Origin of the sequence: Actinomadura sp. 1N219 (genome assembly GCF_044326405.1) — a bacterium.
In the GTDB taxonomy this organism is placed as follows: domain Bacteria; phylum Actinomycetota; class Actinomycetes; order Streptosporangiales; family Streptosporangiaceae; genus Spirillospora.
The window spans coordinates 53,896-79,697 of the sequence record NZ_JBIRAY010000023.1; the positions used below are offsets into that span (position 1 = coordinate 53,896).

At 74.9% G+C, this 25,802-nt stretch carries 2 protein-coding genes; both read left to right on the forward strand.

Features of this window, described 5'->3' with window-relative positions:
* The first annotated feature begins 6 nt into the window (after positions 1 to 6).
* Positions 7 to 20,220, forward strand: a complete 20,214-nt coding sequence (locus ACH35V_RS39700; RefSeq protein WP_395980049.1) for a type I polyketide synthase — start codon at positions 7 to 9, stop codon at positions 20,218 to 20,220.
* Positions 20,221 to 20,234: 14 nt separating this feature from the next.
* Entirely contained in the window at positions 20,235 to 25,766 is a 5,532-nt protein-coding gene (locus ACH35V_RS39705) for a type I polyketide synthase (protein ID WP_395980050.1), read from the forward strand.
* Positions 25,767 to 25,802 lie beyond the last annotated feature (36 nt).

The window sequence follows — 25,802 nt, forward strand, 5'->3', positions numbered from 1 at the left end:
TATTCGATGGCGAACGACGACAAGCTGCGCGGCTACCTCAAGCGCGCCACCACCGAGCTGCAGAACACGCGGCGCCGCCTGCGGGAGATCGAGGCCCGCGAGCACGAGCCGATCGCGATCGTCGGGATGGCGTGCCGCTTCCCCGGCGGCGCGGCGTCGCCGGAGGATCTGTGGCGGCTGGTGGCCGGCGGCGTCGACGCGGTCACCGAGTTCCCGGCCGACCGCGGCTGGAACACCGGCGAGCTGTTCGACCCGAGCGGCGCCAGGCCCGACACCAGCTACGTGAACCTCGGCGGCTTCCTGCATGACGCCGCCGAGTTCGACGCCGGGTTCTTCGGGATCGGCCCCAACGAGGCACTGGCCATGGACCCGCAGCAGAGGCTGCTGCTGGAGACGTCCTGGGAGGCGCTGGAGCGCGCCGGGATCGACCCGGGGTCCCTGCACGGAAGCGCGACCGGAGTCTTCGCCGGGCTCGTCTACCACGACTACACCGCCAGCCATAACACGGGCGCGCTCGTCTCCGGCCGCGTCGCCTACACGCTGGGCCTCGAGGGCCCGGCGGTGACGGTGGACACGGCGTGCTCGTCGTCGCTGGTCGCGCTGCATCTGGCCGTCCAGGCGCTCCGCCGCGGCGAGTGCTCGCTGGCCCTCGCGGGCGGCGTGACGGTGATGGCGACTCCGGACACGTTCGTCGACTTCAGCCGCCAGCGCGGTCTGGCCCCCGACGGGCGCTGCAAGGCGTTCGCCGCCTCGGCGGACGGCACCGGGTGGGGCGAGGGCGCCGGGATGCTCCTGGTGGAGCGTTTGTCGGACGCTCAGCGGAACGGCCATCGGGTGCTGGCCGTGGTGCGGGGCACTGCGGTCAACCAGGACGGCGCGTCCAACGGGCTGACCGCGCCGAACGGCCCGTCCCAGCGCCGCGTCATCGGCCAGGCGCTCGCGGACGCCCAGGTCCCCGCGAACCAGGTCGACGCGGTCGAGGCCCACGGCACCGGGACGACCCTGGGCGACCCGATCGAGGCGCAGGCGCTGCTCGCGACGTACGGCCAGGACCGTCCGGAGGGGCGTCCGCTGTGGCTGGGGTCGATCAAGTCGAACATCGGCCATGCGCAGGCCGCGGCGGGTGTCGCCGGGATCATCAAGATGGTCGAGGCGATGCGGCACGGCGTCCTGCCGAAGACGCTGCACGTCGACGCCCCGTCCCCGGAAGTGGACTGGTCGGCGGGCGCGGTGGAGCTGCTGACCGAGGCCCGCGACTGGCCGGTCAACGGGCACCCGCGCCGTGCCGGGATCTCCTCGTTCGGGATCAGCGGCACCAACGCCCACGTGATCATCGAGCAGGCCCCAGAGACCGCCGAGACCGCCGAGGAAGCCGGCGGCGAGACCGGCGGAGGCGCCACGCCGGTGGCATGGACGCTGTCCGCGCGAAGCCGGGACGCCCTGCCCGCGCAGGCCGCCCGGCTGCTGACCTTCCTCGATGAGCGTCCCGAACCGGACCCGATCGACTTGGCGTTCGCGCAGGCCACCACGCGCGCCGCGCTGGAACACCGCGCGGTGGTCGTGGGCCGTGACCACGCCGACCTGCGACGCGGCCTTACGGCATTGGCCGCGGACGAGCGCGTCCCCGGAGCCGTCCGCGGAAACGCCCGCAAGGCGGGCTCCACGGCCTTCCTGTTCTCGGGGCAAGGCGCGCAACGGCTCGGCATGGGCCGGGAGTTGTACGAGGCGTTCCCCGTGTTCGCCGAGGCGCTCGATGAGGTGTGCGCGGCATTGGACGGTCATCTGGATCGGCCGTTGCGTGACGTGATCTGGTCGGACGCCGAGCTGCTCGATCAGACGATGTTCACGCAGGCCGGACTGTTCGCAGTCGAGGTGGCCCTTTTCCGCCTCCTCGAATCGTGGGGTGTGCGGCCTGATTTTCTGGCCGGGCATTCGATCGGTGAGTTGGCCGCGGCGCATGTGGCCGGGCTGTGGTCACTGGACGATGCGGCGAAGCTGGTGGCGGCGCGTGGGCGGCTGATGCAGGCGCTTCCGGCGGGCGGCGCGATGGCGGCCGTGCAGGCTTCTGAGGACGAGGTCATCGCCCTGCTCGGGGACGGGCTGGTTGCCATCGCGGCGGTGAACGGCCCGAGCTCGATAGTGGTGTCCGGGGACGAGAGCGAAGTCGCCCGGATCGTCGAGCATTTCACCGGCGAAGGGCGCAAGACGTCTCGGTTGCGGGTGTCGCATGCGTTCCATTCGCCGTTGATGGACCCGATGCTGGACGAATTCCGCAAGGTCACCGAAAGCCTGAACTTCGCAGCCCCGGCCATTCCGATCGTGTCCACCTTGACCGGTGGAGTCGTTGAGCCGGAGCAGCTCGGTACGGCGGAGTACTGGGTGCGGCATGTGCGGGAGGCGGTGCGGTTCGCCGATGCCGTCCAGGCGTTGCACGCCGACGGAGTGTCCCGGTTCGTCGAGCTGGGGCCGGACGGTGTTCTGACCGCGATGACCAGGGCCTGCCTGGACGAGGCGTCCGCTGAAACGGCCGTCGTCGTCCCGACCCTGCGCAAGGACCACGACGAGCCGACGACGCTGCTCACCGCGGTCGGGCATCTGCACGTCACCGGGTCCAGTCCGGACTGGGGCGCGGTCTTCGCTGGACGTGGAGCCCGCGCGGTCGAGCTGCCCACCTACGTGTTCCAGCGGCAGCGGTACTGGCTGGACGCCGGGACCGGCGCGGTCGACGTGACTTCGGCGGGCCTGGACAGGGCGGACCATCCGCTGCTCGGCGCGGCGGTCGGCCTGGCCGAGTCCGGTGAAGTGGTGCTGACGGGCCGGTTGTCGACGGGGACGCAGCCGTGGCTGGCCGACCATGTGATCGGCGGGATGGTGCTGTTCCCGGGCACCGGGTTCGTGGAGCTGGCGATCCGGGCCGGGGACCAGGTCGGGTGCGGCCGGATCGAGGAACTGACCTTGCAAGCGCCGCTCGTGCTGCCTCCCGGCGGCGTGCGGGTGCAGATCGTCGTGGGTCCCGCCGAGGAGACGGGTGCGCGGCGGGTGAGCGTCCACTCCCGCGACGAGGGCGTCGCGGTGTGGCGGCAGCATGCGACGGGCGTCCTCACGCCCGGCACGGCGGAAACGGACGTCGATCTGGCGCAGTGGCCGCCGCGCGGTGCCGTCCCCGTCGACCTGGACGGCTTCTACGAGGGCTTGGCCGACGCTGGTCTGGAGTACGGGCCGGTGTTCCGCGGGCTGGAGGCGGCGTGGCGGCGCGGCGACGAGGTGTTCGCCGAGGTCGCGCTGCCCGAGCAGGTCGAGACGGACGGTTTCGGACTGCATCCGGCGCTCCTCGATGCCGGGTTGCACGCGATCGCGCTGAGCGGCGCGGTCGGCGACGGCACCGCGCTGCCGTTCGCATGGTCGGGCGTGCGGCTGTTCGCGTCCGGCGCGGGCGCGCTGCGGGTGCGGGTGACTCCGGCGGCCACCGGAGCGGGAGCGTCGTTGCAGGTGGCGGACGCGTCCGGCCGGGCGGTCGCGGCGGTGGAGTCGCTGGTGCTGCGGGAGATCTCCGCCGAGCAGCTCTCGGCGGCGAGTTCGGCGTTCGCCGAGGCGATGTTCCGCGTGGAGTGGCCGGTGGTCCCGCCCGCGCCGCCTGCCCGTCCGGCGTCGTGGGCGTGGTGGGACGCGCTGGAATCTGGCGGTGACGTCCCGGACGTCGTCGTCCTGCCGGTGCCGTCCGGCAAGGAGCCGGACGATGTGCGGCAGGCCGTCCAGCAGACCTTGGGCGTGCTGCAGTCGTGGCAGGGCGAGGAGCGGTTCGCCGAGTCGGTGCTGCTGGTCGCCACGTCCGGCGCGGTGGCCGTGGACGGCGTGGACGACGGCGTCGCCGATCTCGCGGGCGCGGCGGTGTGGGGCCTGGTCAGGTCCGCGCAGTCGGAGGACCCGGGCCGGATCGTGCTCGCCGACCTGGACGACGCGGCGGACCCGGCGGACGCGGTGGCGATGGCGTCCTCGGGGGAACCGCAGCTGGCGATCCGTGCGGGCGTCCTCAGAGCGGCCCGGCTGGCGAGGATGCCGATGGGGTCGCCGGACGCCGACCCCGCCTCGACCTTCGCGGCCGACGCCGATGGCGCGGTCTTGGTGACGGGTGCTTTGGGTGCGCTGGGCGGTGTGGTGGCTCGGCATCTGGTGGCCAGGCGTGGTGTGCGGCGGTTGCTGTTGACGAGCCGTCGCGGCGCTGACGCGCCGGGTGCGGCGGAGTTGCGCGCGGAGTTGGAGGGGCTGGGCGCCGAGGTGGAGGTGGCCGCGTGTGATGTGGCCGACCGCGAGGCGCTGGCGCAGCTCCTGGACGGCCGACACCTGTCGGGCGTGGTGCACGTGGCCGGGGTGCTGGACGACGGCATGATCTCGTCGTTGACGCCCGAGCGCGTGGACACCGTCCTGCGCCCGAAGGTCGATGCGGCCTGGAATCTGCACGAGCTGACACGGGACATGGATCTGTCGGCGTTCGTGCTGTTCTCGTCAGCGGCCGGTGTTCTGGGGACCCCGGGCCAAGGCAACTACGCCGCCGCCAACGCCTTCCTGGACGCTCTCGCCCACCATCGCAGGGCCGAGGGCCTGCCCGCGCAATCGCTGGCCTGGGGCCCGTGGGCGGCGGACAACGGCGGCATGGCGGGTGAACTCGACGACGCCGACATCCAGCGCATGGCCCGCGCGGGAGTGCGCGGCCTGACCGGTGAACTGGGACTCTCGCTGCTCGACCTCGCCGGGACGCTGGACGAGGCCGCACCCGTCCCCATCCACCTGGACCTCGCAGTTCTCGCCGGCACGGGTCAGGGCGAGCTGCCCGCCCTCTTCCACGGGCTCGTGCCACGCGTCAGGCGCAGTGCCGCGGGCGCGCGTGCTGAGGCGGACTCGCTGCGGGCGCTCCTGGCGAGCCGTCCAGAACCGGAATGGGCGGACGCGCTCCTCGACCTGGTGCGCACTCAGGCCGCCAATGTCCTGGGCCATGCCGGTCCGTCCGCGATCGAACCCGACCGGGCCTTCCGCGACCTCGGCTTCGACTCGCTGTCGGCGGTGGAGCTCCGCAACGGGGTCGGCGAGGCGACCGGGCTGAAGCTGCCCGCGACGCTCGTGTTCGACCACCCCACCCCGGCCGTGCTGGCGCGGTTCCTGCTGGACGAGGTGTCCGGCGCCGCCGCCGACGGCGGTGCCCTCCCCGCCGTGTCCGCGTCCGCCGACGACGAGCCCATCGCGATCGTGGGAATGGCCTGCCGGTATCCGGGCGGCGTCGCCACGCCCGAGGACCTGTGGCGGCTCGTCGCCGGCGGTGTGGACGCGGTCTCGGAGTTCCCCGCCGACCGGGGCTGGGACGTCGCCGAGCTGTTCGACCCGGACGGAGAGCGGCCGAACACCAGCTACGTGAACTCGGGCGGATTCCTGCACGACGCGGCCGCCTTCGACGCCGAGTTCTTCGGGATCAGCCCGAACGAGGCCCGCGCCATGGACCCGCAGCAGCGGCTGCTGCTGGAGACGTCCTGGGAGGCCCTCGAACGGGCGGGCATCGACCCGGCGTCGCTGCGCGGCACCGCCACCGGCGTGTTCGCCGGGATGATGTACCACGACTACGCGGCGAACAGCGCCACGGGCGCGATCGCCTCCGGCCGGGTCGCGTACCACTTCGGCTTCGAGGGTCCGGCGGTCACCGTCGACACGGCGTGCTCGTCGTCGCTGGTGGCGCTGCACTGGGCCGTCCAGGCGCTGCGTTCGGGGGAGTGCTCGCTGGCGCTGGCGGGCGGTGTCGCGGTGATGGCGACGCCGGAGACGTTCGTGGAGTTCAGCCGCCAGCGCGGCCTGGCCCGTGACGGGCGCAGCAAGTCGTTCGCGGCGGCGGCCGACGGCACCGGGTGGGGCGAGGGCGCCGGGATGCTGCTGGTGGAGCGGCTGTCGGACGCCCGCCGCAACGGTCACCAGGTGCTGGCGATCGTCCGGGGCAGCGCGACGAACCAGGACGGCGCGTCCAACGGGCTGACCGCGCCGAACGGGCCGTCGCAGCGGCGCGTGATCCGGCAGGCGCTCGCCAAGGCCGGGCTGAGCACGGCGGACATCGACGCGGTCGAGGCGCACGGCACGGGGACGACGCTGGGCGACCCGATCGAGGCGCAGGCTCTCCTTGCGACCTACGGGCAGAACCGTCCCGAGGGGCGTCCGCTGTGGCTGGGGTCGATCAAGTCGAACATCGGCCACGCGCAGGCTGCGGCGGGCGTGGCGGGGATCATCAAGATGGTCGAGGCGATGCGGCACGGCGTCCTGCCGAAGACCTTGCACGTGGACGAGCCGACCCCGCAGGTGGACTGGGCCGAAGGCGACGTGGAACTGCTCACCGAGGCCCGCGAGTGGCCGGTGGACGGGCGGCCGCGCCGGGCCGGGATCTCGTCCTTCGGGATCAGCGGGACGAACGCGCACGTCATCGTCGAGGAGGCTTCCGCCGAGGAGAGCGCCGGGGCCCGCGAGGCGTCCGGCGGCACGATCCCGTGGATCATCTCGGGCAGGTCGGCGGAGGCCCTGCGGGGCCAGGCGGAGAAGCTGCGCACGCATCTCGCGGAGCGTCCGGAGCTGTCGCCGGTGGACGTGGGCTTCACGCTGGCGACCTCGCGCGCCGTCCACGACCACCGCGCGGTCGTCCTGGCCGGCGACCCGGACACCGGGCTCGACGGGCTGGCGGCGATCGCGGCGGGCGAGACCCGTCCCGGCTGCGTCCAGGGCGTGGCGTCGTCCGGTTCGGTGGCGTTCCTGTTCTCCGGTCAGGGCGCGCAGCGGCTCGGGATGGGCCGGGAACTGTACGAGGCGTTCCCGGTGTTCGCGGGGGCGCTCGATGAGGTGTGCGCGGCGCTGGACGAGCACCTGGATCGTCCGTCGCGTGACGTGCTGTGGTCGGACGCCGAGTTGCTGGATCAGACGGTGTTCACGCAGACCGGATTGTTCGCAGTCGAGGTGGCGCTGTTCCGGCTCCTTGAGTCGTGGGGTGTGCGGCCTGCTGTGCTGGCTGGTCATTCGATTGGTGAGTTGGCGGCTGCGCATGTGGCCGGGGTGTGGTCGCTGGAGGATGCGGCGAAGCTGGTGGCGGCGCGTGGGCGGCTGATGCAGGCCCTTCCGCTGGGCGGTGCGATGGCGGCTGTGCAGGCGTCCGAGGACGAAGTCACCGCCCTGCTCGGGGACGGGCCGGTCGCCATCGCGGCGGTGAACGGGCCGCAGTCGGTGGTGGTGTCGGGAGCCGAGGACGAGGTCGTCCGGTTTGTCGATCACTTCACCGGCGAAGGGCGCAAGACGACCCGCCTCCGGGTGTCGCACGCGTTCCACTCGCCGCTCATGGACCCGATGCTGGACGAATTCCGCCAGGTTGCAGAGAGCCTGAATTATGGAGCCTTGGCCATTCCGATCGTGTCGACCTTGACCGGTGGGGTCGTTGAGCCGGAGCAGCTCGGCTCGGCGGAGTACTGGGTGCGGCATGTGCGGGAGGCGGTGCGGTTCGCCGATGCCGTCCAGGCGTTGCACGCCGACGGGGTGACCCGGTTCGTCGAGCTGGGGCCGGACGGCGTCCTGACCGCGATGGCGCGGGACAGCCTCGATCAGGTTCGCGGCGACGTTGTGGCCGTCCCCGTGCTGCGTAAGAAGCAGGACGAGGTCGCCGCCTTCCTCACGGCGGTCGGGTCGCTGCATGCGGCCGGTGTGCCGGTCGACTGGCGCGCGGCCTTCGCCGGACGGGACGCGCGGCGCGTGGACCTGCCCACCTACGCCTTCCAGCGCCGCCCGTACTGGATCGACATCCAGAGTCACTGGCGGGAGGCGTGGGCCGGGTCCTCGGCGGGGATCGGCGACATCGTCTCGGCGGGGCTGGAGGCGTCCGGCCATCCGCTGCTCGGCGCCGTGGTGCCGCTGCCCGGTTCGGACGGCGTGGTGCTGTCCGGACGGCTGTCGCCGCGGTCGCAGCCGTGGCTCGCCGATCACGAGGTCGGCGGGGTCCTGCCGTTCCCGGGGACGGGCTTCGTCGATCTGCTCGTCCGGGCCGGTGACCAGGTCGGCTGCGGCCGGATCGGGGAGCTGACGCTGGAGGCGCCGCTGGTGCTGCCGGCGGACGGCGGCGTCCAAGTACAGGTGGTGGTCGGCGCGGCCGGTGATTCGGGCGCGCGTCCGGTGTCGGTGTACTCGCGGGCGGACGCGGCCGAGCCGTGGCGCCGGCACGCCGAGGGCGTGCTCGAACCGGGCGGCGCGGAACCGGCGGGCGGCGCGGAGACGTGGCCGCCGCCGGGCGCGTCCGCGATTGACCTGGACGGCTTCTACGCGCGGCTCGCCGAAGCGGGCCTGGCGTACGGGCCGGTGTTCCGGGGTCTGGCGGCGGCGTGGCGGCGCGGCGACGAGGTGTTCGCGGAGGTCGCGCTGCCCGAGGACGTGAACGTCGACGGCTACGGCCTGCACCCGGCCCTGCTGGACGCGGGCCTGCACGCGATCGCGCTGACCGGGGTGTCCGGCGACGGGGTCCTGCTGCCGTTCGCGTGGTCGGGTGTGGAGCTGTTCGCGTCGGGCGCGTCGGCGCTGCGGGTGCGGATGGAACCGTCCGGCGGTGGCGTGTCGCTGCGCATGACCGACGCGTCCGGGCGCGCGGTGGCGTCGGTGGACTCGGTGGCTCTGCGGGAGATCGCGCCGGAGCGGTTGTCGGCGGCGCGCGCCGCGTTCCACGACTCGCTGTTCAGGGTCGAATGGTCCCCGGTGGCACTCGCTCCCGCCGACCGTCCGGTGTCGTGGCTGGAGTGGGAGGCGTTGGAGCCCGGTGGCGCGGCGCCTGACGCTGTCGTGCTGAGGGTCGCCGGAGGGGCCGATGCCGTCGCGGCGCGGCGGGCTGTCGTTGACGTCCTGGCCGCGCTGCAGTCGTGGCTGGCCGAGGAGCGGTTCGCCGCTTCGACGCTGGTCGTGGCCACCTCTGGCGCGGTGGCCGTGGACGGCGCGGACGACGGCGACGTCGCCGACCTCGCGGGCGCGGCGGTGTGGGGCCTGGTCCGGTCCGCGCAGTCGGAGAACCCGGGCCGGATCGTGCTCGTGGACCTCGACGAGCACGATCCGGCGTCCTGGGAAGACGTCGTGCCGGTGGCCGTCTCCGGTGAACCGGCGCTCGCCTTCAGGCAGGGCTCGGCCCATGCGGCGCGGCTGGCGCGCGTCCCCGCGGAGCCGCAGCCGGACACCGCTCCCGCCACCGCCTTCACCGGGGACGGCGCCGTTCTGGTCACCGGCGGGACGAGCGGGTTGGGTGCGCTGGTGGCGCGGCATCTGGTGTCGGCGCACGGCGTCCGGGATCTGCTGCTGACGAGCCGTCGCGGCATGGACACGCCCGGTGCCGCCGGGCTGGCGGCGGAGCTGGCGGAGGCCGGTGCGGACGTTGAGGTGGCGGCGTGTGACGTGGGTGACCGCGCCGCGTTGGCACGGTTGCTGGAAGGCCGCCGGTTGTCGGGTGTCGTGCACGCGGCCGGGGTGCTGGACGACGGAATGCTCTCGTCGCTGACGCCCGAACGCGTGGACGCGGTGATGGGCCCGAAGGCGGCGGGGGCCTGGAACCTTCATGAGCTGACCCGCGACATGGACCTGTCGGCGTTCGTGGTGTTCTCATCGGCCGCCGGGGTGCTGGGCGCCCCCGGCCAGGGCAACTATGCGGCGGCGAACGCGTTCGTGGACGGGCTCGTTCAGCATCGGCGCGCGTCCGGGCTGCCGGGCCAGTCGCTGGCCTGGGGGCTGTGGGCGGACGGCGGCATGGCCGGGCAGGTGGACGAGGCCGACGTCCGGCGCCTGGCCCGCGGCGGTGTCGCGGCCCTGTCGTCCGAACGGGGACTCGGCCTGCTCGACACCGCCGGTGCGCTGGACGACGCCGTCCTGATCCCCGCCGACCTGGACCTCAAGGCCCTCACCGCGGGCGGCCGGGAGGTCCCGCACCTGCTGCGCGGCCTCGTCCGGACACCGGCCCGGCGCGACCTCGGCGGCCGGATCGGCGCGTCCGGGGCGTCCGGCGCGGCGGCGGGTCTGGCGCGGCGCCTGTCCGGGCTGGCCGAGGGCGAACGGGAGGGGGCGGTGCTCGACGTCGTCCGCGACCGGGCCGCCCTGGTGCTCGGGCACGCCGACCCGGCCGCGATCGGCCCCGACCGGGCCTTCAACGAGCTGGGATTCGACTCGCTGTCGGCGGTGGAGTTCCGCAACGCGCTGAGCGAGGCGACGGGTCTCCGGCTGCCCGCGACGCTCGTCTTCGACTACCCGGCCCCGGCCGCGCTGGCCCGCCGCCTCCTGGACGAGCTGACCGGCTCCGCCGACGCCGCCGCCGGAGCCGCGACCGACGCGGCCGTCCGGGCGGACGACGAGCCGATCGCCATCGTCGGGATGGCGTGCCGCTATCCGGGCGGCGTCTCGTCACCGGAGGAACTGTGGCGCCTGGTCGCCGGCGGCGTGGACGCCGTCAGCGGGTTCCCGGGCGACCGCGGCTGGGACCGCGAGCGCCTCCACGACCCGGACGGACGCCGTCCCGGCACCAGCTACGTCGACTCCGGCGGCTTCCTGCACGACGCGGCGGAGTTCGACGCCGGGTTCTTCGGGATCAGCCCGAACGAGGCGCTCGCCATGGACCCGCAGCAGCGGATCCTCCTGGAGACGTCCTGGGAGGCGCTCGAACGGGCGGGCATCGACCCGGCGCGGCTGCGCGGCAGCCGCACCGGCGTGTTCACCGGCGTGATGTACCACGACTACGCGGCGAGCAGCAACACCGGATCGATCGCCTCGGGCCGGGTCGCGTACACGCTGGGCCTGGAGGGCCCGGCCGTCTCCGTCGACACGGCGTGCTCGTCGTCGCTGGTGGCGCTGCACCTGGCGGCCCAGTCGCTGCGCTCGGGCGAGTGCTCGCTGGCGCTGGCGGGCGGTGTCGCGGTGATGGCGACGCCGGAGACGTTCGTCGAGTTCAGCCGCCAGCGCGGCCTGGCGCGGGACGGCCGGGCCAAGTCGTTCGCCGCCGCCGCCGACGGGACCGGCTGGGGCGAGGGCGCCGGGATGCTGCTCGTCGAGCGGCTGTCGGACGCCCGGCGCAACGGCCACCCGGTGCTGGCGCTCGTGCGCGGCACCGCCACCAACCAGGACGGCGCGTCCAACGGCCTGACCGCGCCGAACGGCCCCGCCCAGCAGCGCGTGATCGGCCAGGCGCTCGCCAACGCCGGTCTCGGCGCCGCCGACGTCGACGCGGTGGAGGCGCACGGCACCGGGACGACGCTCGGCGACCCGATCGAGGCGCAGGCTCTCCTCGCGACCTACGGCCAGGATCGTCCCGAGGGGCGTCCGCTGTGGCTGGGGTCGATCAAGTCGAACATCGGGCACACCCAGGCCGCTGCCGGGGTGGCGGGGATCATCAAGATGGTCGAGGCGATGCGGCACGGCGTCCTGCCGAAGACGCTGCACGTGGACGAGCCGACCCCGCACGTCGACTGGACGGAAGGCGACGTCGCACTGCTCACCGAGGCCCGCGAGTGGGCGGCGGACGGGCGTCCGCGCCGCGCCGGGATCTCGTCGTTCGGCATCAGCGGCACCAACGCCCACGTGATCATCGAGCAGGCCCCCGCCGAGGACGAAGCACCGGCGGAGGAGCGTCCCGCCGCGCCCGGTGCGGTGCCGTGGATCCTGTCCGCGCGGAGCCGGGAGGCGCTCCCGGCGCAGGCCGCGCGGCTGCTGTCGTTCGTGCGGGAAAATCCGGACCTCGACCCGGGCGACGTCGCGTACTCCCTGGCCACCACCCGGACCGCGCTGGAACACCGCGCCGTGGTCGTCGGCGCGGGCCGCGACGATCTCCTCTCCGGCCTGGACGTCCTGTCCGCGGGCGGCGGCAGCTGGCACGGCGTCGTCACCGGAACGGCCCGTCCCGGCGGGACGACGGCGTTCCTGTTCTCCGGGCAGGGAGCGCAGCGGCTCGGGATGGGCCGCGGGCTGCACGAGTCCTTCCCGGTGTTCGCGGACGCGTTCGACGCGGCGTGCGCGGAGCTGGACCGGCATCTGGACGTTCCGCTGCGGGACGTCATGTGGTCCGAGCCCGGCCTCCTCGACCAGACCATGTACACGCAGGCCGCGCTGTTCACGATCGAGACCGCGCTGTTCCGGCTGCTGGAGTCGTGGGACGTGCGGCCCGGCCTCCTCACCGGCCACTCGATCGGCGAGCTGGCGGCGGCGCACGCGGCCGGGGTGTGGTCCCTGGAAGACGCGGCGAAGCTCGTCGCGGGACGCGGCCGGCTCATGCAGGCGCTTCCGGCGGGCGGCGCGATGGCGGCCGTGCAGGCGACCGAGGACGAGGTCGCCCCGCTGCTGACCGACGGACGCGCCGGCGTCGCCGCCGTGAACGGCCCGGAATCGGTCGTGGTCTCCGGCACCGAGGAGGACGTGGCACGGATCGCTGCGCATTTCGCGTCCGAAGGCCGCAAGACGGCGCGGCTGCGGGTGTCGCACGCGTTCCACTCGCCGCTGATGGACCCGATGCTCGCCGAGTTCGCGGAGATCGCCGCGGAACTGTCGTATGCGGACCCGTCCATCCCGATCGTCTCCGACGTCACCGGACGGCCTGCCGAACCCGGCGAGCTTTGCGACCCCGGCTACTGGGTGCGGCACGTCCGGGAAGCGGTCCGCTTCGCCGACGCCGTAGGCACGCTGCGGGCCGAGGGCGCCACCCGGCTCGTCGAGCTGGGACCGGACGGCGTCCTGACCGCCCTGGCACAGGCCGCCCTCACCGACGACACCGGCGACGTCACCGCGATCCCGCTGCTCCGCAAGGACCAGAACGAACCGGCCGCGCTTCTCACCGCGATCGGACGCCTGCACACCGAGGGCGTCCCCGTCGACTGGCGGGCCGTCCTCGCCGGACGCGGCGCACGGCGCGTCGATCTCCCGACCTACGCCTTCCAGCGCCGCCGGTACTGGCAGGCCGGGCCCGGAACGGGCGGGGACGCCGCGTCGATGGGGCTCGGGACGGCCGCGCATCCGCTGCTGAGCGCCGTCGTGGAGTCGCCGGGCTCCGGCGACGTCGTGCTGACCGGCCGGCTGTCGCCCGGGTCGAGGCCGTGGCTGGCCGACCACCGCGTTCACGGCGCCGTCCTGCTGCCCGGCACGGCCTTCGTCGAGCTCGCCGTCCGCGCCGGGGACCAGGTCGGCTGCGGCGCGCTGGAGCAGCTGACCCTCGAAGCGCCGCTCGTGCTGCCCGAACACGGCGACGTCGTCCTGCACGTGACGGTCGGCCCGGCCGACGGCACGGGGCGCCGGACGTTCGGCGTCCACTCCCGCCGCGCGGACGAACCGGCCGAACGCCCCTGGACCCGCCACGCCGAAGGCGTGCTGGCCGCGGCCGCCGGGGACCCCTCGTCCGACCTGGCGCAGTGGCCGCCCGCCGGCGCGACGCCCATCGAACTCGACGGCGCCTACGACCGCCTCGCCGACCAGGGCCTGGACTACGGGCCGGTGTTCCGCGGGCTGCGCGCGGCGTGGCGGCGCGGCGACGACCTCTTCGCCGAGGTCGCCCTGCCCGACGCCGCGGAGGGCACGGCGGGCGAGTTCGGCATCCACCCCGCGCTGCTGGACGCGGCCATGCACGTGACCCTGCTCGACGACGGCGGGGAGCCGCTGCTCCCGTTCGAGTGGAGCGGCGTGACGCTGCACGCGGCGGGCGCGTCCGCCGTCCGGGTCCGCGTGTCGCCGCTGGCCGGGGACGCCGTGAACATCCTCGTCGCCGACGAGGCGGGCCAGGCCGTCCTCACCGTGGAGTCCCTGATCCCGAGGCCCGTTTCCGCAGACCAACTCAGCGTCGACGCCGGGCCCTCCGAGTCCATGCTCCGCATCGGATGGTCCCGGCGTCCACTCCCCGAAGTATCCGAGGACGCGGACGTGACGGTCTGGACGTGCCCGCAGGCGCGCTCGGGTGATGTACCGGCGGATGTGCGTTCGGTCGCGGGCGAGGCGCTGTCGGCGGTCCAGGGTTGGCTGGCCGGTGAGGAGTCTGCGGGCTCTCGGCTGGTGGTGGTGACGCGGGGTGCGGTGTCGGTTGGCGGTGAGCCGGTGGAGTTGTCGCAGGCTCCGGTGTGGGGTCTGGTGCGGGCGGCTCAGGCGGAGCATCCGGACCGTGTGGTGCTGATGGACGTGGACGACGATCCGAGTTCGATGAGCCTGGCGTCGGCGGTCGCGGCCTCCGGCGAGCCTGAGGCGGCGGTACGCGGCGGAGAGCTGTGGGTGCCGAGGCTGTCCGAGGCGTCAGGGCCACGCCCCGACCGCGCTTGGACGCCGAGCCCGGACGGAACGGTGCTGGTCACCGGCGGGACGGGCGGTCTGGGCGCGCTGGTGGCGCGGCACCTGGTGTCGGCGCACGGAGCCCGGCGCCTGCTGTTGACGAGCCGACGAGGCATGGACGCCCCCGGCGCGGACGCGCTGTGCGCGGAGCTGGCGGATCTGGGCGCCGACGTCACGGTCGCGGCGTGTGACGTGTCCGACCGGCGGGCGCTGGCGGACCTGCTGGCCGCGATCCCGGACGAGCACCCCCTCACCGGCGTGATCCACGCGGCTGGCGTCGCCGACAACGGCCTCCTGGACGCGCTCACTCCCGAACGCCTGGACGCCGTCCTGGCGCCGAAGGCGGACGCGGCCTGGCACCTGCACGAGCTGACCGAAGACCTGGGCCTCTCGGCCTTCGTGCTGTTCTCGTCGGCGGGCGGGCTGGTGCTGGCCGCCGGACAAGGCAACTATGCGGCGGCGAACGTCTTCCTTGACGCGCTGGCCGTGCACCGGCGGGCGAAGGGCCTGGCGGCGACGTCGATCGCCTTCGGACTCTGGGACGCCGGCACCGGCATGGCCAACGACATGACCGCCGCCGATGTGGACCGCCTCGCCCGGCTCGGCATGCCCGCGCTCTCCGCCGAACAGGGCCTCGCGCTGTTCGACGCCGCGCTGGACAACGACGAGCCCGTCCTCGTGCCGCTGCCCCTCGACAAGAAGGCGCTCCAGGCGCGCGGCGACGACGTCCCCGCACTGCTGCGCGGCATGGCGGAACCCGCACGCCGGACCGTCCGGGCACAGGCAGGGACCGGGACATCGGACGGCGGAGCCCTGCGCCGCCGCCTCGCCGGACTGGACGAGACAGACCGCATCGGCCACCTCCTCGAACTGGTGCGCACTCACGTCGCCACCGTGCTCGGGCACACGTCCGTCAACGAGGTCGAACCGGACCGCGTTTTCCAGGAACTCGGATTCGACTCGCTGTCGGCGGTGGAATTGCGCAACGCGCTGCGAGGCGAGACGGGTTTGCGGTTGCCCGCGACGTTGGTGTTCGACTATCCGACGGCGCGTGCGGTGGCGGGCTTCCTGAACCAGGAGATCACCGGAACCGGCGCGGCTGTGGCGGCTCCGGTGGGTCGCGCCGCGCAGGACGACGACCCGGTCGTGATCGTGGGAATGGCGTGCCGCTACCCCGGCGGAGTCGGGTCCCCGGACGAGCTGTGGCAGCTGGTAGCCGACGGTGTGGACGCGGTATCGGGGTTCCCGGTCGATCGCGGCTGGGACGTGGACGGGTTGTATGACCCCGTGCCGGGTCGTTCGGGCAAGAGCGTCGCGCGCGAGGGCGGGTTCGTGTACGACGCGGCGGAGTTCGACGCCGACTTCTTCGCGATCTCACCGCGGGAGGCGGCCGACACAGACCCGCAGCAGCGGTTGTTGCTGGAGGCGTCGTGGGAGGCGCTGGAGCGGGCCGGTATCGATCCGTCGTCGTTGCGGGGCAGCGCCACGGGCGTCTTCGCCGGGCTCATGTACCACGACTATGCGCTGGACACCGACGCGGCCAGCACCAGCGGCGGCAGCCTCGTCACCGGCCGGGTCGCCTACGCGCTCGGCCTGGAAGGCCCGGCGGTGACGGTCGACACGGCGTGCTCGTCGTCGCTGGTCGCGCTGCATTGGGCGGCGCAGGCGCTCCGCTCGGGCGAGTGCTCGCTGGCGTTGGCCGGTGGCGTGACCGTGATGTCCACACCGGGAATGTTCGTGGAATTCAGCCGCCAGCGCGGGCTTTCGCCGGAGGGCCGCTGCAAGTCGTTCTCGGCGTCGGCGGACGGCGCCGGGTGGGCCGAGGGCGTCGGCGTAGTCCTGGTGGAACGGCTGTCGGACGCCCGCCGCAACGGACATCCGGTGCTGGCGGTCGTGCGGGGCAGCGCCATCAACCAGGACGGCGCGTCCAACGGGCTCACGGCGCCGAACGGTCCCTCCCAGGAGCGGGTGATCCGCCAAGCCCTCGCGACCGCCGGGCTGGACACGACGGACATCGACGCGGTGGAGGCCCACGGCACCGGCACCACGCTGGGCGACCCGATCGAGGCGCAGGCGCTGCTCGCCACCTACGGGCGGGACCGGGAGCCGGAACGTCCGCTGTGGCTGGGGTCGATCAAGTCGAACATGGGCCACGCGCAGGCCGCCGCCGGAGTGGCCGGGATCATCAAGATGGTCGAGGCGATGCGGCACGGCGTCCTCCCGAAGACCTTGCACGTGGACGAGCCGACCCCGCACGTCGACTGGTCGGCGGGCGCGGTCGAACTGCTGACCGAGACGCGCGAATGGCCGGTCAACGGACATCCGCGCCGCGCCGGGGTGTCCTCGTTCGGCATCAGCGGCACCAACGCCCACGTGATCCTGGAGGAGGCCCCGGCCGAGGAGAGCGCGGGGGACGGGGACGGCGAGGCGTCCGGCGGCGTCGTGCCGTGGATCATCTCGGGCAGGACGGCGGAGGCTCTGCGGGGCCAGGCGGAGCGGCTGCGCGCGCATCTCGCGGAGCGTCCGGAGCTTTCGCCGGTGGACGTGGGCTGGTCGCTGGCGACCGGCCGGGCGGCGCTGGAACACCGAGCGGTGATCGTCGCCGATGAGCACACCTCCGGGCTGGCGGCGCTGGCGGCAGGTGAGCCGTCCGCGAGCCTGGTCACCGGTGTCGCCACGACCGGGCCCACAGCGTTCGTCTTCTCGGGCCAGGGTGCGCAGCGGCTAGGCATGGGCCGGGAACTCTACGAGGCGTTCCCGGTCTTCGCCGCCGCCTTCGATGAGGTGTGCGCCGCGTTGGACGAGCGCCTGGACCGGCCGATTCGCGAGGTGATCTGGTCGGACGCCGAACGGCTCGATCAGACGATGTTCACGCAGGCCGGGCTGTTCGCCGTCGAGGTGGCGTTGTTCCGGCTGCTGCGCTCGTGGGGCGTGCGGCCCGGTTACCTGGCCGGTCACTCGATCGGTGAGCTGGCCGCCGCGCACGTCGCCGGGGTCTGGTCGCTGGAGGATGCGGCGAAGCTGGTGGCGGCGCGCGGACGCCTGATGCAGGCCCTCCCCTCTGGCGGGACGATGGCGGCCGTCCAGGCGTCCGAGAACGAGGTTATCGACCTGCTCGGCGATGGGTTGGTCGCCGTCGCGGCGGTGAACGGCCCGGAGTCGGTCGTCGTCTCCGGGACCGAAGCTGAAGTCGGCCGGATCGTCGACTACTTCGCCGCCCAGGGCCGAAAGACGACCCGCCTCCGGGTGTCGCACGCGTTCCACTCGCCGCTGATGGACCCGATGCTGGACGACTTCCGCAAGGTCGCCGAAAGCCTTAACTACGAAGCCCCGGCCATCCCGATCGTGTCCACCCTCACCGGCGAGGTCGTCACGCCCGAGCAGATCGGCACGGCCGAGTACTGGGTGCGGCATGTGCGGGAGGCGGTCCGTTTCGCCGACGCCGTCGAGGTGCTGCACGCGGAAGGCGTGCTGCGGTTCCTTGAGGTGGGGCCGGACGGTGTGTTGTCGGCGCTGGTCAGGTCAGCCCTGGACGAGGCCACGGCCGTCCCCGCGCTGCGCGGCGGCCAGGACGAGCCGACCGCGCTGCTCACCGCGATCGGGCACCTCCACGCCAGCGGCGCGGACGTCGACTGGCGTGCGATGTTCGCCGGACGCGAGCCCCGCCGGGTCGAACTGCCGACCTACGCCTTCCAGCGGAAGCGGTACTGGACGGAACCGGCGGCGAGCGGACGGGCGCAGGCGCAGGCCGATGGCGTCGACTCCGCGTTCTGGGACGCGGTGGAGCGGGAGGACCTGCCGGCGCTGGCGGAGGGGCTCGACCTCGAAGCGTCCGCGCTGGGCGACGTCGTGCCCGCGCTGTCGTCCTGGCGGCGCCGTCAGATCGAACGTTCCGCCGCCGATTCGTGGCGCTACCGGATCGTGTGGAAGCCGGTCCCGGACCGGCACGAGAGCGCGCTGCCCGGGACCTGGCTGGTGGCCGTCCCGGAAGGGCACGGCGACCGGGAGCCGGTCACCTCGATCGTCGAAGGACTCGCGGCGCAGGGCGCGCGGGTCGTGCCGATGGAGGTGGCGGGGGACGAGGACCGGGCCGCGCTGTCCCTCCGGCTGGCCGGACACGAGGATGCGGACGGCGTGCTGTCGCTGCTCGCGCTCGACGACCGCGTCCATCCGCGGCACCCGACGCTGACGCTCGGGACCGCGGGGACGATCACGCTGGCGCAGGCGCTCGGCGACGCCGGAAGCGGAGCGCGGCTGTGGTGCGTCACGTCCGGGGGCGTGGCCGTCGACCGGTCCGCGGAGCTGACCGACACGGCGCAGGCGTCGCTGTGGGGGCTCGGGACGGTGCTCGGCCTGGAGAGCCCCGCGACCTGGGGCGGCATGGTCGACCTGCCCGCCGTCGTGGACGGCCGGGCGGTGCGCCGCCTCTGCGGCGTCCTGTCGGGCGCGGACGGCGACCAGCTCGCGATCCGTCCCGCCGTGGTCGCCGCGCGGCGGATGGTCCGCGCCCCGGCCGCTGCGCCGGACGGGACCATGAACGGGACCGGGACGTGGCGGCCGCGCGGGACCGTGCTGGTCACCGGCGGGACGGGCGGCATCGGCGCGCATGTGGCGCGCTGGCTCGCGCGGGGCGGCGCCGGGCACATCGTGCTGACCAGCCGCCGCGGCCCGAGCGCCGAGGGCGCCGCGGAGCTGGAGGCGGAGCTGGCGGCGCTGGGCGCGCGGGTGACGATCGCGGCCTGCGACGTCGCGGACCGCGACGCCGTCCGCGACCTGCTCGACTCGCTCGACGCGCCCGCAGGAAACGACCTTCCATTGAGCGCGGTCGTGCACGCGGCGGGCGTCCTCGGTGACGGCAAGGCGCTGGCGGACCTGTCGGTCGAGGAGTTCGCCGAGGTCGGCCGCGCGAAGATCGCCGGTGCGCGGCATCTCGACGAGCTGCTCGGCGACCGGCAGCTGGACGCGTTCGTGCTGTTCTCGTCCGGCGCCGCGGCCTGGGGCGGCGCGGGGCAGTCCGCGTACGGGGCCGCCAACGCCTACCTGGACGCGCTCGCGCACCGGCGGCGGGCGCGCGGGCTGACCGCCACCGCCGTCGCCTGGGGCGCCTGGGACGCCGGGATGGTCGACACCGAGGTCGGCGCGGCCACCCGGCGGCTCGGGCTGGCGGCGATGGACCCGCGGGCCGCGATCGGCGCGCTCCAGCGGGCGCTCGACCGCGACGAGAGCCACCTCGTCGTCGCCGACATCGACTGGACCCGGTTCGCCGCCGCGTACACGCTCGCGCGGCGCCGTCCGCTCCTGGACGACCTGCCCGAGGTGCGGGAGGCCCTCCACGGGGACGCGGAGGCGGCGCCGTCCGGGGCGGACGACCAGGCCGCGCGGCTCGCCGCGATGTCCGACGCGGAACGCGGGCGTGCGCTGCGCGACCTCGTCCGCGCGCACGTCGCCGCCGTGCTCGGCCACGACGACGCCGCCGCGCTGGAACCGGGCCGGGCGTTCACCGACCTCGGGCTCGACTCCGTCGCCGCGGTGGAGCTGCGGTCCCGGCTGAGCGCGGCCACCGGCCGGCGGCTGCCCGCGACCCTGGCCTTCGACCACGCGTCCCCGGCGGCGCTCGCGGCGCACCTTGCCGACCTGCTGCGGCCGGACGGCGGCGCGGGCGGCGACGCCCCCGGCGACCGTCCGATCGGCGCCGAGCTGGACCGCCTCGAAGCGGCGCTGGCCGCGCTCCCGGCGGAGGAGGCCGAACGCGGCAGGCTCGCCGCCCGCCTGCAGAGCATGGCCGCGCGGCTGACCGAGCCCGCCGGGGAGCGGGACGCGGCGGCGGTGGCGGACCGGCTGGAGCACGCGAGCGCCGACGACATCTTCGACTTCATCGACAAAGACCTCGGCATGGCCTGACCGGAAAGGCTGCAATGGCGAACGACGCGAAGCTCCTGGACTATCTCAAGCGGGTGACCGCCGAACTGCACCAGACCCGCGAGCGGCTGCGGGAGGCGGAGGCGGCCGAGCCCGAGCCGATCGCCATCGTCGCGATGAGCTGCCGGTACCCGGGCGGGGTCCGCTCGCCCGAGGACCTGTGGCGGCTCGTCGCGGACGGCGGCGACGCGATCTCCGCGTTCCCGTCCGACCGGGGCTGGGACACGGGCGCGCTGTTCGACGCCGACCCGGACCGCCCGAACACCACCTACGTCCGCGAGGGCGGCTTCGTCCACGACGCGGGCGACTTCGACGCCGGGTTCTTCGGCATCTCGCCGCGCGAGGCGCTGACGATGGACCCGCAGCAGCGGATCGCGCTGGAGCTGTCGTGGGAGGCGTGCGAACGCGCCGGCATCGACCCGGAGTCCCTCCGGGAGGGACGCGTCGGCGTGTTCGTCGGGTCGGGCGGCCAGGACTACGCCTACGTGCTCGACGCGATGCCAGAGACCGAGGAGGCGTACCTCAGCACCGCCAACGCCGCGTCGGTGATCTCCGGCCGGATCGCGTACACGCTGGGCCTGGAGGGGCCCGCGCTCACCGTCGACACCGCCTGCTCGTCCTCGCTGGTGGCGCTGCACCTCGCCGGGCAGGCGCTGCGGAACGGGGACTGCGACCTCGCGCTCGCCGGCGGCGTCCTCGTCATGTCGCTGCCCGTGCCGTTCATCGCGTTCAGCAGGCAGCGCGGGCTCGCGCCGGACGGGCGCTGCAAGGCGTTCTCCGCGAGCGCCGACGGCACCGGCTGGGCGGAGGGCGCCGGGATCCTCCTGCTGGAACGGCTGTCGGACGCCCGCCGCAACCGCCACCCCGTGCTCGCGGTGGTGCGCGGCTCGGCGATCAACCAGGACGGCGCGTCCAACGGGCTGACCGCGCCGAACGGCCCCGCGCAGCAGCGGCTGATCCGGCGGGCGCTGGCGGAGGCGCGGCTGCCCGCCGCGCACGTCGACGCCGTCGAGGGGCACGGCACCGGCACGACGCTCGGCGACCCGATCGAGGCGCAGGCGCTGCTCGCGACGTACGGGCGGGACAGGTCAGGGGAGCGGCCGCTGTGGCTCGGGTCGATCAAGTCGAACCTCGGGCACGCGCAGGCAGCGGCGGGCGTGGGCGGCCTGGTCAAGATGGTGATGGCGATGCGGCACGGGACGCTCCCGAAGACGCTGCACGTGTCGGAGCCGTCGCCGCACGTCGACTGGGACGACGGCGCCGTCCGGCTGCTGACCGAGGCGGTGCCGTGGCCAGAGACCGGGCGGCCGCGCCGGGCGGCCGTCTCCTCGTTCGGCGTCAGCGGCACCAACGCCCACGTGATCATCGAGCAGGCGCCGGAGGAGGAACCGGCCCGCGACGAACCGGCGTCCGGCGCCGCTCCGGTGCTCTGGCCGGTGTCCGCCCGCACGCCCGCCGCGCTGCGCGCCCAGGCCGACCGCGTCCGCGCGCACCTGGACGGGGGCGCTGTCGCCGACGCGCTCGACGTCGGATACTCGCTCGCGACCGGCCGCGCGGCGCTGGAGCATCGGGCGGTCGTGCTCGCCGGCGACGCGGAGTCGGGGCTGCGGGGCCTGGCGGCCGTCGCGTCCGGGGAGGCGCGCGCGGACGTCCAGACCGGCACGGCGGCCGACGGCCCGACGGCCTTCCTCTTCTCGGGACAGGGCGCGCAGCGGGCCGGCATGGGACGCGGCCTGCACGAGGCTTTCCCGGTGTTCGCCGACGCCTTCGACGCGGTCTGCGCCGAACTGGACCGGCACCTGGACCGCCCGCTGCGGGACGTCATGTGGTCCGGCGCCGAACTCCTCGACCAGACGATGTACACGCAGGCCGGGCTGTTCGCGGTCGAGGTCGCGCTGTTCCGGCTGCTGGAGTCGTGGGGCGTCCGGCCCGACTTCGTCGCCGGGCATTCCATCGGCGAGCTGGCCGCCGCGCACGCCGCCGGGGTGTTCTCGCTGCCGGACGCGGCGAAGCTGGTGGCGGCGCGCGGCCGGCTGATGCAGGCGCTTCCGGCCGGGGGCGCGATGGCGGCGGTCCAGGCGTCCGAGGACGAGGTCGCCGAACTGCTCGGGGACGGGCCGGTGGCCATCGCCGCCGTGAACGGCCCTGACTCGGTCGTGGTCTCCGGGGCCGAGGACGACGTCGACCGCATCGCCGCCCACTTCACCGCGCGGCACCGGAAGACGACCCGGCTGCGGGTCTCGCACGCGTTCCACTCGCCGCTGATGGACCCGATGCTCGACGAGTTCCGCGGCGTCGCCGAAAGCCTCGCCTACGCGGAGCCGTCCGTGCCGGTCTGCTCGACCGTGACCGGACGGATCGCCGCCGCCGGAGAGCTGACGACGCCCGGCTACTGGGTACGGCACGCCCGCGAGGCCGTCCGCTTCCACGACGGCGTCCGCACCCTGCGGTCCGAGGGCGTGGCACGGTTCGCCGAGCTGGGACCCGACGGTGTCCTCGCGGCCATGACGCAGGCGTGCCTGGACGACGAGGACGCGGCCCGCGTCACCGCGGTCCCGGTGCTCCGCGCCGACCAGCCGGAACCGGCGGCGCTCCTCGCCGCGATCGGGCGGCTGTTCGTCAGCGGCGCCCGCCCGGACTGGGACGCCGTGTTCGCCGGGACCGGCGCGCGACGCGTGGACTTGCCGACCTACCCGTTCCAGCGCAAGCGGTACTGGCCCGACACGGCCGCGGGCCCCGTGGGCGACGTCGGCGCGGCCGGGCTGGAACCGGCCGGGCATCCGCTGCTCGGCGCCGTGGTCGCGGCGCCCGAGTCCGGCGGCGCGGTCCTCACCGGACGCCTGTCGGCGGGCGCGCGGCCGTGGCTGGCCGGACACGACGTGCTCGGGCACGCGGTGCTGCCCGGCGCCGCGTTCGTGGAGCTTCTGGTGCGGGCCGGGGACCAGGTCGGCTGCGGCGTGATCGAGGAGCTGACCCTGCACGACCCGCTGGTGCTGCCCGCGGGCGGGGCGGTCGCCGTCCAGGTGGTCGCGGGGGAGGAGGACGCGTCCGGCGAGCGTCCGGTGAGCGTGTTCTCCCGTCCCGCCGACGCCCCGCCGGACCGGCCGTGGACCCGCAACGCCACCGGGACCCTCGCCCCCGGACCGGGGCCGGACCCGGAGCCCGGCCCGGCGGAATGGCCGCCGCCGGACGCCGACCCCCTCGACGTCGACGGCGCCTACGAGCGGCTCCTCACCCGGGGACACGCCTACGGGGAGGTCTTCCAGGGGCTGCGCGCGGCGTGGCGGCGCGGCGACGACCTGTTCGCCGAGGTCGCCCTGCCCGAGAGCGTCGGCGCTGAGGCGGGCGGGTTCGGCGTCCACCCGGCGCTGCTCGACGCGGCGGCCCACGTCCTCCTGCTCGACGGCGCCGGCGGCGCCGAACCCGGCGAAGCCGTGCTGGCCGCCGGCTGGCGACAGGTGCGCCTGCACGCGGCGGGCGCGGCGGCGGCGCGGGTCCGGCTCTCGCCCGCCGGGGACGGCGCCTGGAGCCTGTCGCTGGACGACGAGTCCGGGAAGCCCGTGCTCACCTGCCGCGCCATGTCGACGCGCCCGCTGCCCGCCGCGCTGCTCGACGCCGCGGACGCCCGCCCCGACGACCTCTTCGAGATCGGCTGGGCCCCGTTCACCCTGGATACCGCGGCAGCGGCGAGCTGCGCCGCGCTGGGCGAGGACACGCTCGGCCTGGACGGAACCGTCCCGCGGTTCCCTGACCTGGCCGCGCTGACCGCCGCCGGATCCCCGCCGCCGGACACGGTGCTGTTCGGCCCCGCGCCCGCGACCCCCGAAGCCACCGCCGACATCCCGGGCGCCGTGCACCGGGCCGCGCACGACGTGCTGCGGCTGATCCAGGACTGGCTCGCCGACGAGCGCCTCGCCGCGTCCCGGCTGGTCGTGGTGACCAGGGGCGCGGTGGCGGCGACCGACCGCGAGCATCCCGGCGACCTCGCCGGGGCCGCGCTGTGGGGGCTCGTCCGCGTCGCGCACGCCGAGAACCCGGACCGGTTCGCCCTCCTCGACGTCGACACCGCCGCCGAATCGGCGCGCGCGCTCCCTGCGGCCGCCGGACTGCCCGAACCCGAGCTGGCGCTGCGCGGCGGCGTGCCGCACCGGCCGCGCCTCGCCGCCGCCGTCCCGTCCCGGCACCCGGCGCCGCCCGGCTGGGACCCGGACGGCACCGTCCTGATCACCGGCGGGACCGGCGGCCTCGGCACGCTGATCGCCCGGCACCTCGTGACCGCGCACGGCGTCCGCAGGCTGCTGCTTGCGGGACGCCGGGGCATGGACGCGCCGGGCGCCGCGGACCTGTGCGCGGAGCTGGCGGCGCTCGGCGCGCACGCCGACGTGGCCGCCTGCGACCTCGCCGACCGGGACGCCGCCGCCGCGCTGCTGGCGGCGGTCCCGGCCGGGCATCCGCTGACCGCCGTGATCCACGCGGCGGGCGTGCTCGACGACGGCGTGATCTCCGCGCTCACCCCGGAGCGGATGGACGCCGTCCTGCGCCCCAAGGTCGACGCCGCGTGGAACCTGCACGAGCTGACCAGGGAGCGGGACCTCGCCGCGTTCGTGCTGTTCTCCTCGGTGTCCGGGACGCTCGGCGCCGCCGGGCAGGGCAACTACGCGATGGCGAACGCCTTCCTGGACGGGCTCGCCGCCCACCGCCGCGGGCTGCGGCTCCCGGCGACGTCGCTGGCCTGGGGCCCGTGGGCGGAGGCCGGCGGGATGGCCGGCCGGCTCGGCGAGGACGAGCTGCGCCGCCACGAACGATCGGGCGTCCCCGCGCTGTCCACGCGGGACGGCCTGGCGCTGTTCGACCGGACGCTCCAGACCGGCGCGCCGGTCCTCGCGCCCGTCCGGCTGGACGTCGGCGTGCTGCGGTCCCACGCCGCGTCCGGGGGCGTCCCGGCGATGCTGCACGGCCTGGCCCGCGTCCCCGCCCGCCGGACCGCCGAGGCGGGCGGCGCGCCGTCACTCGACCGGCGGCTCGCCGGCCTGAACGCGCAGGAACGCGCCCGCTTCCTGCTGGATCTCGTGCGCGGCCACGTCGCCGCCGTCCTCGGGCACGACGACCGGGACGCCGTGGAGCCCGAGCGGGCGTTCAGCGAGCTGGGCTTCACCTCGCTCACCGCGGTGCAACTGCGGAACGCGCTGAACGCCGGCACCGGCCTGCGGCTCCCGGCCACGCTCGTGTACGACCATCCGACGGCCGCCGCCATCGCCGGGCTGCTCCAGGAGGAGCTGGGCGCGGGCGACGCGGCGGAACCGGCGCTGGACGCCGAGCTGGCCAGGCTGGAGCGCGCGCTCGCCGCCGTCCGGCCGGACGAGGCCGAGCACGCCCGCGTCGCCGCCCGGCTCCGCGCCATGGCGGCCCGCTGGGTCGAGACCCGCCGGGACGTGCCGGACGAGGCCCCGCCCGGCGAGGACCTGGCGGCGGTGACGGCGGGCGAGCTGTTCGACATCCTCGACGGCGAACTGGAGACACCGGCCTGACCCGGACCCGGCCGGCGCGGGGGTACGCCGGCCGCG